At 65.0% G+C, this 12,437-nt stretch carries 12 protein-coding genes; 8 read left to right on the top strand and 4 right to left on the bottom strand.

What is annotated here, in order from left to right:
• Positions 1–3 precede the first annotated feature (3 nt).
• Positions 4–636, bottom strand: coding sequence for a DsbA family protein (locus tag E3T41_RS00520; protein ID WP_092450842.1), 633 nt, complete (start codon positions 634–636; stop codon positions 4–6).
• A 165-nt stretch (positions 637–801) separates the two neighbouring features.
• On the opposite strand from E3T41_RS00520, the gene E3T41_RS00515 reads away from it, so the two are divergent.
• Both E3T41_RS00515 and E3T41_RS00510 read left to right on the top strand, forming a co-directional pair.
• Entirely contained in the window at positions 802–2,370 is a 1,569-nt protein-coding gene (locus tag E3T41_RS00515) for an MFS transporter (RefSeq protein ID WP_092450844.1), read from the top strand.
• 98 nt (positions 2,371–2,468) lie between these two features.
• A complete protein-coding gene (locus E3T41_RS00510; protein WP_134476753.1) occupies positions 2,469–3,995 on the top strand; it encodes an SDR family oxidoreductase in 1,527 nt (508 codons plus the stop codon).
• On the opposite strand, the gene E3T41_RS00505 is transcribed toward E3T41_RS00510, so the two are convergent.
• Both E3T41_RS00505 and E3T41_RS18805 read right to left on the bottom strand, forming a co-directional pair.
• Entirely contained in the window at positions 3,996–4,295 is a 300-nt protein-coding gene (locus tag E3T41_RS00505) for a type II toxin-antitoxin system PemK/MazF family toxin (protein ID WP_134476751.1), read from the bottom strand.
• A 2-nt stretch (positions 4,296–4,297) separates the two neighbouring features.
• On the bottom strand, positions 4,298–4,534 hold the full coding sequence (locus E3T41_RS18805) for a YlcI/YnfO family protein (RefSeq protein WP_092450850.1): 237 nt from the start codon (positions 4,532–4,534) through the stop codon (positions 4,298–4,300).
• Positions 4,535–4,703: 169 nt separating this feature from the next.
• On the opposite strand from E3T41_RS18805, the gene E3T41_RS17725 reads away from it, so the two are divergent.
• The 5 genes from E3T41_RS17725 to E3T41_RS00480 all read left to right on the top strand — a co-directional run bounded on the left by E3T41_RS17725 (position 4,704) and on the right by E3T41_RS00480 (position 11,006).
• Entirely contained in the window at positions 4,704–4,853 is a 150-nt protein-coding gene (locus E3T41_RS17725; RefSeq protein ID WP_166791465.1) for a hypothetical protein, read from the top strand.
• A gap of 24 nt (positions 4,854–4,877) precedes the next feature.
• Positions 4,878–6,446, top strand: coding sequence for an ATP-binding protein (locus tag E3T41_RS00495; RefSeq protein ID WP_134476749.1), 1,569 nt, complete (start codon positions 4,878–4,880; stop codon positions 6,444–6,446).
• 190 nt (positions 6,447–6,636) lie between these two features.
• Positions 6,637–9,183: an aminopeptidase N gene (gene pepN / locus E3T41_RS00490; protein WP_134476747.1), complete on the top strand. Its 2,547-nt coding sequence runs from the start codon at positions 6,637–6,639 to the stop codon at positions 9,181–9,183.
• Between the two features lie 203 nt (positions 9,184–9,386).
• Positions 9,387–10,517, top strand: coding sequence for a mechanosensitive ion channel family protein (locus E3T41_RS00485; RefSeq protein WP_134476745.1), 1,131 nt, complete (start codon positions 9,387–9,389; stop codon positions 10,515–10,517).
• Positions 10,518–10,544: 27 nt separating this feature from the next.
• Positions 10,545–11,006: a globin gene (locus tag E3T41_RS00480; protein ID WP_092450861.1), complete on the top strand. Its 462-nt coding sequence runs from the start codon at positions 10,545–10,547 to the stop codon at positions 11,004–11,006.
• A 156-nt stretch (positions 11,007–11,162) separates the two neighbouring features.
• Here E3T41_RS00480 and E3T41_RS00475 read toward each other — a convergent pair whose 3' ends face one another.
• Positions 11,163–11,657 carry a MarR family winged helix-turn-helix transcriptional regulator gene (locus E3T41_RS00475; RefSeq protein WP_158251685.1) on the bottom strand — a complete coding sequence of 165 codons (495 nt, stop codon included), beginning with the start codon at positions 11,655–11,657 and terminating at the stop codon, positions 11,163–11,165.
• A gap of 91 nt (positions 11,658–11,748) precedes the next feature.
• Here E3T41_RS00475 and E3T41_RS00470 point away from each other — a divergent pair, with 91 nt between their 5' ends.
• Positions 11,749–12,429, top strand: coding sequence for an NADPH-dependent F420 reductase (locus tag E3T41_RS00470; protein ID WP_134476744.1), 681 nt, complete (start codon positions 11,749–11,751; stop codon positions 12,427–12,429).
• Positions 12,430–12,437: the final 8 nt, after the last annotated feature.

The following is a 12,437-nucleotide window of genomic DNA, read 5'->3' as shown; positions in this document are numbered from 1 at the left end:
AGTCTATTTTGTGCTGGCCGACGTGCTGACGGCCTGGGCGAAAATAGGCTCGCGGGTTCGACTGCGCTTGAGTTCGAAGAATCCGTCGTAGCTCGCCAGCGCGACGACGCCGTCCCAGAGGGCCAGGGCCTGCTCACCCATCGGGGCCGGGGAAATGACCGGGCCAAAGAAAGCGACACCGTTCACCGCGATCACGGGCGTTCCGACGTCCTGGCCGACCCGGTTGATGCCGTCAAAGTGGCTCGCCCGCATCTGACGGTCGTACTCGTCGCTGTCGGCGTAGGCGGCGAAGCTGGCAGGCAGGCCGACCTCGGCGAGCGCGGCCGGAATGACCTCGTCCGGGTTCGTATTGCTGCCTGGGTGAATCTGCTGGCCCAGTGCGTCGTAGAGGGCCTTGACCATCGCCTGGCCGTGCAGTTCATTGGCGGCGGCGACGAGGCGGGTGTACTTGAGCGCCCGCGGAAAGAACGCCGCGTACTCCTCGCTCACCTGCTGATCTTCGTTAAGCACGGCGAGGCTCATGACATGCCAGGTCACCTCGAAATGACGCAGCCGGGCGACCTCGTCCACCCAGCGCGAAGTCATCCAGGCCCAGGGGCACGAGGGGTCAAACCAGAAATCCACAGAATCAGTCATGCAACCAGCCTAAGCGGGGGCGTGCGGTCCCGTTCATCCCCAAACCCGAGAATTCCCATTAGAGCAATGCCCCCCATTCAGGTATTGTCGACGGGTCGAAAAAAATCTGCAGTATGCAGTACAGCTCTACGTCGCAAGCACAATATCTCCCCGGGAGAAATTAACATGCCCATTGACCGAAGCACGCCCAACGCGAATTCCGGCGCCACGAGCGCCGCCGCGGTGAAGCCCAAAAAGGCTCTCCTGCGCCGCCGCATCTCAGTATCCGACGTCAACGTCGTCGACAAGCCCATTATGAAGCGCGCCCTCGGCGGCACCATCGTGGGAAACACCATGGAATGGTACGACGTCGGTATCTTCGGATACCTCATCACCACCATGGGACCGGTCTTCCTGCCAGAGGCCGACGCATCCGTTCAAACCCTGTTTCTGCTCGGCACCTTCGCCGCGACGTTCTTCGCCCGACCGCTCGGCGGCGTGTTCTTCGGCTGGCTCGGCGACCGGATCGGTCGCCAGAAGGTGCTCGCCACCACACTGATTCTGATGGCCGCCTCGACCTTCGCGGTCGGCCTGCTGCCCGGCTACGCGCAGATCGGCGTCTGGGCGGCGGTGCTGCTGGTGTTCGTCAAGCTCGTGCAGGGGTTCTCCACCGGCGGCGAGTACGCCGGTGCGACGACCTTCGTCAGCGAGCACGCACCCGACAAGCAGCGAGGCTATTTTGCCAGCTTTCTCGACATGGGCAGCTACCTCGGTTTCGCCATCGGAGCCTCGCTCGTCTCGGTGCTGCAGCTCACACTCGGTCAGTCGGTCATGGAAGATTGGGGCTGGCGCATCCCGTTTCTCATTGCCGGGCCGCTCGGCCTGATCGCCATCTACTTCCGTATGAAGATCGACGAATCGCCCGCGTTTCAGGCCACCCTCGACGCCCAGGAAGCCGCCCAGAAGAACCCAGTGGGGGCCACTGCCGAAACCCCTAAGGGCCCGATCCAGATCTTCAAGGCCTACTGGCGCAACATCATCATCGCAATGATCCTGGTCGCCGCCGCGAACACCGTCGGTTACGCGCTCACCTCCTATATGCCCACCTATCTCACCGAGAACAAGGGCTATGACGAGCTGCACGGAACGGCGCTGACCATTCCGATTCTCGTGATCATGGCACTGTGCATCCCGCTGGCCGGCCGCCTGTCTGACCGAATCGGGCGCAGGCCGGTGTTGTGGATCGGAGCCATCAGCACGGTGGTGCTGGCCTACCCGGCGTTCCTGCTGATCGGCATCGGTGACATCTGGTCGACGCTGTTCGGCCTAGCGCTTATTGCGTTCCCGGTCACGTTCTACGTCTCGAACCTCGCCTCGGCCCTGCCGGCCCTGTTCCCGACTGCGAGCCGTTACGGAGCGATGGGTATCTCGTACAACTTCGCCGTAGCCATTTTCGGCGGAACCACGCCGTTCATCATTGCGGCGCTCATCGTGGGCACCGGCAATGACATGATGCCGGCCTTCTACCTGATGGCCACCTCGTTCATCGGGGCGATCGCCATCTTCTTCCTGCGGGAATCGGCCAACCGCCCGCTGCCGGGCTCCATGCCAAACGTGAACACCGACGAGGAAGCGCACGAACTGGTGAAGACGCAGGACGACAACCCGCTGCTCGACACTGACCAGATGCCCTTCGACCACACCTACGAGCCGCCGACCATCGCCATTCCCATTCAGGAACCGGCCAAGGTCTAGTTCAGTAGTTGCCGGCGGGCGTGGGCGGTTTCGATCGCGCACGCCCGTTTGTCGTCGGTTGAACGGATGCTCACAGTCGGCCCGCGTAGAATTCGCGGATGACCACTGCGCCCCACACCACTGCGCCCACCAACGCGAGTGCGGCCGAATCGAGTGCGGCGGCCCCCGAATTCGCCGGAATCGACCCGCACGACCTCGCAGTGACCCTGCGGGTGCTCGCCTCGCTGCGCGACGTGGACCCGGACAGCGCCGACTTCGTCACCGTGCGCCAGGCGACCGCCAAGATGTTCAAGTCGGTCAAGATGTCCAGGCGTCTGGAGAAACGCGCGGTTATCGCCGACGCCGATCGCAGCGTCATCGCCGCCACAGCGACCGGCGCCCCGACCCGCATCGACGACGAGACCCGCGGCTCCCAGCTCTCCCTCGGCACCAGCGCGGCGACGGCCGGCGAGCTGCTCGTTCCGCGCGCCTGCTATATCTGCAAGCAGAAGTACACCGTGGTCGACGCGTTCTACCACCAGCTCTGCCCGAGCTGCGCCCTCTCCAGTCACGCCAAGCGCGACGCTCGCACCGATCTCAGTGGCAAGCGGGCCCTGCTCACCGGCGGCCGCGCCAAAATCGGCATGTACATCGCGCTGCGCCTACTGCGGGACGGCGCTCACACCACCGTCACCACCCGGTTTCCGCGCGATGCCGTTCGCCGCTTCGCGGCGATGGACGATTCGAAGGATTGGCTGCACCGCCTGCGCATTGTCGGTATCGATTTGCGTGACCCGGCCCAGGTGATCGCGCTGGCCGATTCGGTTGCGGCCCAGGGTCCGCTCGACATTCTCATCAACAACGCAGCGCAGACCGTACGCCGCTCGCGCGGCTCGTACTCCCCGCTCGTCGAGGCCGAGGAATCTCCCCTGCCCGACGGGCCGCTGCCCGAGATCGTGTCGTTCGGACACACCAACGATGCGCATCCGCTCGCCCTGGCCGCGTCGGTCTCCGGTCACCCGCTGCTCGCGGTCGCGTCCGGTGCCGGTGCCCTCACCGCGGATGATCTCACCCGGCTGGCCCTCGCGGCGGGGTCCTCGTCGCTTGAGCGACTCGCCGCTGGCACCGCGATCGACGCCGGCGGTCTCGTACCCGACCTGCACTCGCGGAACAGCTGGACCGCGAACGTCGAAGACGTGGACCCGCTCGAGATGCTCGAGGTGCAGCTGTGCAACACGACCGCACCATTCTTGTTGGTGAGCCGTCTGCGGGCCTCGCTCACGGCATCCGCTGCCCGCCGAACTTACATCGTGAACGTGTCGGCGATGGAGGGCGTGTTCGGTCGCGGGTATAAAGGACCGGGCCACCCGCACACCAACATGGCCAAGGCCGCGCTAAACATGCTCACCCGCACCAGCGCCAAGGAGATGCTCGAAGACGGCATTCTCATGACGAGCGTCGACACCGGCTGGATCACCGATGAGCGTCCGCACCCGACCAAGGTGCGCCTGGCCGAGGAGGGCTTTCATGCCCCGCTTGACCTGGTCGATGGCGCGGCCAGGGTGTACGACCCGATCGTGCGCGGCGAAGCCGGCGAAGACCTCTACGGCGTCTTTCTCAAGGACTACCAACCGGGCGCCTGGTAGTCAGTCGAGGTCGAATGCCGCGGCGATGGCGGCACTCAGCCGCACCTCTTGTTGGGGCAGCAGAAAGCCAATCTGGCGGCCGAGGCTGGCGACCGGAATGGTCACGACATTGTCACAGCTCACCGCGCAGTCCTGGTCGAGGCCGTTCGCGGGGCCCACCGGGACTTCGGTCGACATGCCCCGCACGGTACTGGTGATCGGTGCGACGGTAATTCGGGTGAGGTGGGGGCGCACGAGTTCGCGGGTTAGAACGAGGACCGGCCGGGCCTTGTCGAGGTGCGCTATGTGAATTGCCCGCATCGTTAGGCGAGGTCAGACGGAATACTCGCGCCAAAGCTGGCGAGTTCGTCCAGATCGTCGGCTTGAGCGAAACGGTCGGTCAGAATGCGCACGTCGTGCAGGGCGAGTTCGCGTCGCCGTTCTCGTTCGAGAGCTCGAGTAATCACGGAAGCACGGCTACTTTCCCGCCCTTCACCCACCGCCTGGTCAAGGTATTCCACTAATTCGTCGGGCAGGCGCACCGCTATTTGTCGGCTCATTTCCTGAGCATACCATTATGGGATCCATTCAGGTATGCTCTCTTTTTGGCCACGGAATATCCAGGAAAGCACAGTTCATGCGGCAAAATGCCCGCTGCTAGGCTGACCGAATGTTACGCCGCAGTCGCATCGCGCCGACAGTTCTTCTCGCCATCGTGGCGCTCAGCGGATGCACCGCTCAGCCCCGGCAGAACTGTCAGAATCGCCAGCGACGATCGCACCGACGACAGCGGCGGCAGCGGCGGTGAGCGCCTACACCTGTGACGACATTGCCACCCTCGGTAACGTCGCCGAGGCAGTCATCGCCCAGTCCCGCTAGCTACCCGATCGAAAGGACTTATTCATGACCGAGGACACTTTCGACCGAGACGTCGTACGTTCCTTCAAACAGTTCATGGACCGCGTCGTCGCCAACGCGGATGACCGCGGCCGGTCCGCGCTGTCACCGCTCGGCGAGAAGGTCACCGAGCACCTCGGCGCTGACGCGTCGACCTTGCCGGTCGTGTCTGAGACCCTCGCCGATCATCGACTGGTGGATGCCGATATCGCCCTGACCGGCCTCAGCGGCCCCGACCCTGATGCATTGCTCGGCGTATCCGGCGGCCAGCAGCGGTTTCACTCCACCCTTTCCGAGCTCGTGGCCAGCCCGTTCCAGGGGTTCGGCCCCGGTCCGGTGGACTACTCGGCCAGGGCGACCGGTCCGACGTCGACCCGTCAGGTGGTCTCCTTCGGACTCCGTCTCCTCCACTTTGACGGACAACCGCTTGCGGTGCTGCAGCGCGCCGCGAACCCGCAATTCGGGCGAAACACCGCCGAACTCGAAATCATGGCGGTCGCGCCGGAGATCGTGAACGCCTTTCTGACTCACCTGCGCGAGCTCATGATCGAGCACAGCGTGCTGCGCGGGCAGGTGCTCTCATTCGTGCAAACCGAATACGGGTCCGGCGCCGGAATCACCTTTCTGGAACGCCCCCTCGTGCCCGCTGCGGCGATCGTGCTGCCGGAGGGCATCCTCGGCACCATTTCCCACCATGTCATCGGAATCGGTGAGCAACGCCAGGCGCTGCTCGCCGCCGGCCAGCACCTGAAGCGCGGCGTGTTGCTCTACGGTCCTCCCGGCACCGGCAAAACCCTCACCGTGCGCCACCTGCTGAGCGAAACACCGGGCATCACGGCCGTACTGCTCACGGGGTCCAGCATCGTGCACATCGCTGCAGCCGCAGAGATCGCGCGCACCTTTGCGCCCTCCATCGTCGTGCTCGAAGACATCGACCTGGTCGCGATGCAGCGCCACGCCACGCCGCAGCCGCTGCTGTTCGAGGTGCTCGACGCTCTCGACGGACTCGACGGTGACGCCGATGTGGCCTTCGTCATGACCACCAACCGGGTCGAAGTCGTCGAGCGAGCCCTCGCCGAACGGCCCGGCCGGGTCGACCTCGCCGTCGAGGTGCCATTGCCCGCGCTGGCAGAACGCGAGCGGCCGTTCCGCCGCTATGCCGAGGCCCTGCCGTTCGGCCCGGCCGCGCTTGATGCGGCTGCCCTGCGTGCGGAGGGCGTGACCGGGTCCTTCGCGAAGGAACTCATCCGCCGTGCCGTGTTGCGCGCCGCGCTCCGGTCCGAACCCGTTGACGACGACGATTTGCAGGTCGCCCTCGACGATTTGTTGTCAGCGGGTGCGGCCCTGACCCGGCGACTCCTGGGCACAAGCAGCGGCGAAAATGAGCGCTGGCAGCCCGATGATGAGCCAGGCGACGGGCCGAACGGCGGCAGCTACGTTCCACTGCACGGTGCGGCGGCCGTAATGACGCGCCAATTCGCCTCCTTCAGGGCGAGCGGTAGCACCCCGCCAGTCACGGTCAAGCCACCCGCCGACGTCCAGGGCGCACCTGACCATACCGACGAAACTCACTGACCGGCACTGACCGGCACCGACAGACCCTGACGAGTTGTCGCCGAACCTGCAGATCTTTTGCTCACTCTCACCAGGATGACCAAAGCCACGCCCTAGCCAGCGCGGCAACCAGTCATGGTTAGGCTTAAGGGGTGCGATGGCGCCACGAGCGCCAAAGCCTCACAATCGTGAACCGAATTGGAGAACCAAGTTGCCTGGAGAAAATCTCACCCGCATCGAAGCCCAGGAGCGCGCCGCGCTCGTGACCGTCGCGAGCTACGACGTCGTGCTCGATCTCACTACCGGTCCAACCACCTTTGGCAGCACCACCACGGTGCGCTTTATTGCGACCCCCGGCGCCTCGACCTTCATCGATGCCATTACTTCCACGGTGCACTCGGTGACCCTCAACGGCGGGGCGCTCGACCCGGCCGTCGTGAGTGACGGCATCCGTATTCAGCTGGACGGCCTGCAGGCCGAAAACGAGCTCATCGTCGTCGCCGACGCGCTGTACACCAACACCGGAGAGGGCCTGCACCGCTTCGTCGACCCGGTCGACAACGAGGTCTATCTCTACAGCCAGTTCGAGGTGCCCGACTCTCGCCGCGTCTTCGCCGTGTTCGAGCAGCCCGACCTCAAGGCGAAATTCGCTTTCACCGTCACCGCGCCGAGCAAGTGGCAGGTCGTGTCCAACTCAACCACCCCCGAGCCGACCGACGCCGGCAACGGTGCCAGCACGTGGGCGTTCGCACCGACCCACGTGATCTCGAGCTACATCACCGCCCTCATCGCCGGCCCATACGCCGTCGTGCGCGGCGAACTCGTTTCGAGCGACGGACGCACCATCCCGCTCGGTGTGTTCAGCCGCAAGAGCCTCAGCGAATATCTCGACGCCGACTACATCCTCGAGAAAACCCGCCAGGGCTTCGCCTACTACGAGGAGAAGTTCGGCTACGCCTACCCCTTCGACAAGTATGATCAACTGTTCGTGCCGGAGTTCAACGCCGGCGCCATGGAGAACGCCGGCGCGGTTACCTTCACCGAAACGTACATCTTTCGTTCCAAGGTAACCGACGCCATCAAGGAACGCCGCGTCGTCACCATTTTGCACGAGCTCGCCCACATGTGGTTCGGCGACCTCGTCACCATGACCTGGTGGAACGACCTCTGGCTCAACGAGAGCTTCGCCGAGTGGGCGTCGACCATCGCCACTGCCGAGGCCACCGAGTGGCATGAAGCCTGGACCACGTTCGCCGTCATGGAGAAGAGCTGGGCCTACAAGCAGGACCAGCTTCCCTCGACCCACCCGGTCGTCGCCACAATTCGCGACCTCGACGATGTGCTCGTCAACTTTGACGGCATCACCTACGCCAAGGGTGGCTCTGTACTCAAGCAGCTCGCCGCCTGGGTCGGCATCGACGCGTTCTTCACCGGCGTCGGCTCCTACTTTCAGAAGCACCAGTGGGGCAACACCGAGCTTTCCGACCTGCTGGTCGAGCTCGAGGCTGCCAGCGGCCGCGACCTCAGCGGCTGGGCCCAGCTCTGGCTCGAGACCGCCGGCGTCAACACCCTGCGCCCAGAGATCGCCGCAGACGAGACGGGCACGATCACCGGCTTCACTGTGCTGCAGACTGCGGCCGCCGACTACCCCACGATTCGCCCGCACCGCCTCGCGATCGGTTTCTACACCTTCAACGACGCGCAGAAGCTCGTGCGCACGCATCGCGTCGAGCTTGACGTTGACGGTTCGACAACGGATGTCCCCGCTCTCGTCGGCCAGAAACGCCCAGACCTGATTCTGCTCAACGACGACGACCTCAGCTACGCCAAGGTGCGCCTCGACCCGGTTTCGGAGGCCGTCGCGCTCGAGCACCTCTCGGCTATTGAGAGCCCGCTCGCACGCGCCCTGGTCTGGGGTTCGGTCTGGGACGCCACCCGCGACGCCGAAACCACGGCCCGCGACTTCGTGCGCCTGGTGCTGAACAATGTCGCCACCGAAACCGAGTCGACCACGCTGCGCACCGTGCTTGGCCAGGTCGTGCTCACCGCGAGCTACTACGTGGCGCAGCCGTACCGCGAAGCCGTCACAACCGAGGTCGCCGATGCACTCTGGGCGCTCGCACAGGGCGCGGCGGCGGGAAGCGATGCCCAGTTCCAGTTCGTGAAGTTCTTCGCCTCCGTCGCAGCCACCCCCGCGCAGCTTGAGAACGTGGCTGCGCTGCGTTCGGGCAGCACCGTGCTCGATGGCCTGACCGTCGACACCGACCTGGCTTGGGAGCTGCTCACCGCTCTCGTGGCCGGTGGCCGCGCTGACGCCGCTGAGATCGACGCGGCCCTCGCGGCCGACAACACGGCGACCGGCGCACAGTCGGCTGCCCTGGCCCGGGCCGCACTGCCCACTGCGGAGGGCAAGCTCGTCGCCTGGTCGTCGCTGATCGATGTTGACACGGCTGCGACGACCATCGTGCGCACGACGGCCGCGGGGTTCCTGCGGGTGAACGACTCAGGCCTGCTCGAGCCGTTCGTCTCGACCTACTTCGAGATGCTGCAGCGAGTGTGGGAGGCGCGCAGCTTCTCGATCGGCGAAAAGCTCGTGATCGGCCTCTACCCGGCACCGCTGAACAACCAGGCCCTCGCCGACGCGACGAAGACCTGGCTCGACGCGAACCCCGAGCCGGCCGCTCTGCGTCGCCTCGTGGTCGAGAACCTGGCCGGAGTCGAGCGCTCGCTTCGCGTGCAGGCTCGCGACGCCGAATAGTTAGCACCAACGAGCACTGCGAACCCCGCGACCAGCCAGGTCGCGGGGTTTTCGCGTGCGCCGACGCGTTCACAGCTAATCGAGAGGATGCCGCTGCCTGCGTTCTCTGCACCGGGTTGCGCTGGCCGCGTGGGTGATCGGTCACCAGCGACCGGGGCTACCTCCCGGGTACCGCCGAGGCCCCTCGGTAGACTGGCTTGGATATGAACTGGGAAACTTTCTGGGCCAACCTCGCCACCTCCATCGCTGGTATTCCGTGGACCGATTACGTCGGAAAGATTGTCGCCATTGCGGCAATTATCGTCGTCGCCTTCGCACTGCGCTGGGCTCTGCAATTCGTGATTCGCCGGGTCGTGCAACAGATCGTCTCTGGCGTCAAGAAGAACCAGAAGGTCGACGACACCCAGGCGCTGAACGTCTCCCCCCTGGCTGCCGTGCGCGTCGTGCAGCGCTCGCGCACACTCGGCGCGGTGCTGGCGAACATCGTCAACGTGTTCATTCTGATCACTGCACTGTTGCTCATCGTCACGACCCTGAACAAAGACATCCTCGGCTCCTTCGCGCTGCTGACCGCGGCGATCGGCGCCGGCCTCGGTTTCGGTGCGCAAAACATCGTCAAGGACATCCTCAACGGCTTGTTCATGGTGGTGGAGGATCAGATCGGCGTTGGCGACATCGTCGACGTGGGATTCGCATCCGGTGTCGTCGAAACGGTCGGAATTCGCATCACGCAGGTGCGCGATGTCGACGGAACGCTCTGGTTCGTGCGCAACGGTGAGATTCTGCGGGTCGGCAACATGTCGCAGGGCTGGGCCCGCGTCATCATCGACCTCGCCATCCCCTACAGTTCCGACGTGGAGGCCGTGCAGGACGAGCTGCTGCGCGTCGCCAGTGCCCTGGCCTCGAGCCGCAAGTGGCGCGCCTATATCCTCGAAAAGCCGGAGATCTGGGGCCTCGAGTCGATCACCGCCGAAGCCCTCGTCACCCGGCTAGTGGTCAAGACCCGGGTCTCGGCCAAGTGGGACTTCGCCCGCGATCTTCGCCTGCACATGAAGAAGGCCCTGGACGGCATGGGCGTTCCGCTGACCCCGCTCAACAGCGTCGTCATGACCACCGGCGACGGCACCATCGACGGCTCGACCGTTGAACCGGTCGAGGGTGCCCTCGACGCGGCCGAAGAGGCCGCGGCAGCCGTGCCCGACGTCGTAGCCGGCGTGCGCACCGGTCCGGTCGCGGTGCGGAAGCCCCGCGGGCCGCGCAAGGCCAAGCCCAAAGACGTGCCGGCTCCGATGAAGGCACCAGACCCCGAAGTTCGCGGCGACGGCATTGACTGACCCGTACCGAAGAGAAAGCTGCACCGAATGACCTCTGAACGACACCCGACCGATCAGCCCGCCACCCCCGCCGGCGTGCACCTGCGCGATGGCGAGAACGGCCCTGCCGCGGTGTCGACGTTCTTCGACGAGGTCGGTGGAACGCCATTCTTCGAAAGGCTCGTGCACGATTTCTATGTGGGCGTTGCGACCGACCCGGTGCTGAAGCCGATGTATCCCGAAGAGGATCTCGGCCCGGCCGAACACCGGCTGGTCATGTTCCTCGAGCAGTTCTGGGGCGGTCCAGGCACTTACAGCGAGCAGCGCGGTCACCCGCGTCTGCGCCAGAGGCACCAACCGTTCAAGGTCAATCCGGATGCCCGCGACCGGTGGCTGGGCCACATGAAAGTCGCCGTGGGCGCGGCTAACCTGCCACCGCTGCAGCAGGGCATCCTCTGGGATTATCTGGAACGTGCAGCTTTCGCGATGGTGAACAGCTTCGAGGACTAGGTGTACCGAGCCGACGGCGATAGCTCCACGGTGCTCGGTGCGTTCGGGCAACGACTTGGTTTTGGGGTTTTACGAGTACCTCGGCTACGAGGACGCCAGCGTGCAGGTGCGCTCCAAATGGTTGATCCAGCCGACAAACTAACCGGGCTGGGCCTGTTACTGTGCGAGCGACTCGGCGGCCGCGCAGGGGCTCGCCGTTGGATCGGCGCGGTGCACGCTCGTGGCCAACGCGCCGAGCAGCCCGGCCAGCCGGTGGGCGTCATCGTCGTCCATTCCGGAGAGGATGCTGGCTTCCACAGCGGCAACGCGCGTCTCGTACCGAGTGAGCACGCTCAAGCCCTCTGTTGTGGCCCGAATCTTTCGGGCCCGACGATCGGTGGGGTCGGGAATGCGTTCCACCAGCTTGGCGTCCACCATGCCGTCGAGCAGGTAGGTCAAGACCGTGCGATCGATGGCGAGGTGCGCCCCGATGGCTTGCTGAGACGGCAGGTCTCGGTGAATGACGGTCGACAGCACCTGATAGCAGCGCACTCCCCCGGGCAGCCCCACGACAGCGGTCTCCAGCTGACGCTGATAGCCGCGCAAAACCATCGCGAGGTTCCACCCCAGATCTCCCGGCACGGTGGCCGGCAGAATCGATTCGGAAGTCATGCCAGCCATCCTATCCCAAACCATGCGGTTGCATAGATATTCTTAGCGTCATATGATCTGTAAAGCATCATATTTCGACGGGAGCAGCGCGATGAGCAGTCAAAGTGCCAGGAGCAGTCAGCAGACCACCACCATCGGCATTCTGGGCGCCGGGCGGGTCGGAACAGCTCTGGCTCGGCAGGCGCTGAAAGCCGGTTACCAGGTGTGCATCGCGACCACGCAGCCCGCGGCGGACAACGCGCTACTGGTGGACATTGTGGCCCCCGGGGCGGTGGCGGTGAAATCAAGCCAGGCCGCGGCATCCGATCTGGTGGTACTGGCGATTCCACTGCACAAGTACCGCACGCTCAACCCCGGCGAGCTCGCCGGCCGAATCGTTATCGACGCGATGAACTATTGGGCACCGGTCGACGGCGTGTTCGATGATTTCGAGCGCGACTCGCGCACAACGAGCGAGGTCGTCGAAGAGTTTCTGCGCGATGCCCGGGTGGTGAAGTCGCTCAACCACATCGGTTACCACGAGCTCGAAGAAGACGATAGGGCCGCGGGCGCGCCGATGCGACGAGCGCTCGCCCTGGCCGGTGACGACCTCGAAGCCAAGGCAGTCGTCGAAAGTTTCATCGACCGACTCGGCTACGACGCGATCGATGCCGGCCCCCTCGCCGCCGGCCGCTCGTTTGAGCCGGCCACCGAGATCTTCACCGGCAGTCACACCGCGAACCAGCTTCGCGCCCTCATTCAGAAGGCCCGTCCGCTCGCGGTCGCTGCCTAAGCCACTCA

It is taken from the genome of Cryobacterium sp. Hh38 (genome assembly GCF_004403235.1).
Classification (GTDB): domain Bacteria; phylum Actinomycetota; class Actinomycetes; order Actinomycetales; family Microbacteriaceae; genus Cryobacterium; species Cryobacterium levicorallinum.
This window is presented reverse-complemented; position numbering and strand designations above follow the sequence as displayed.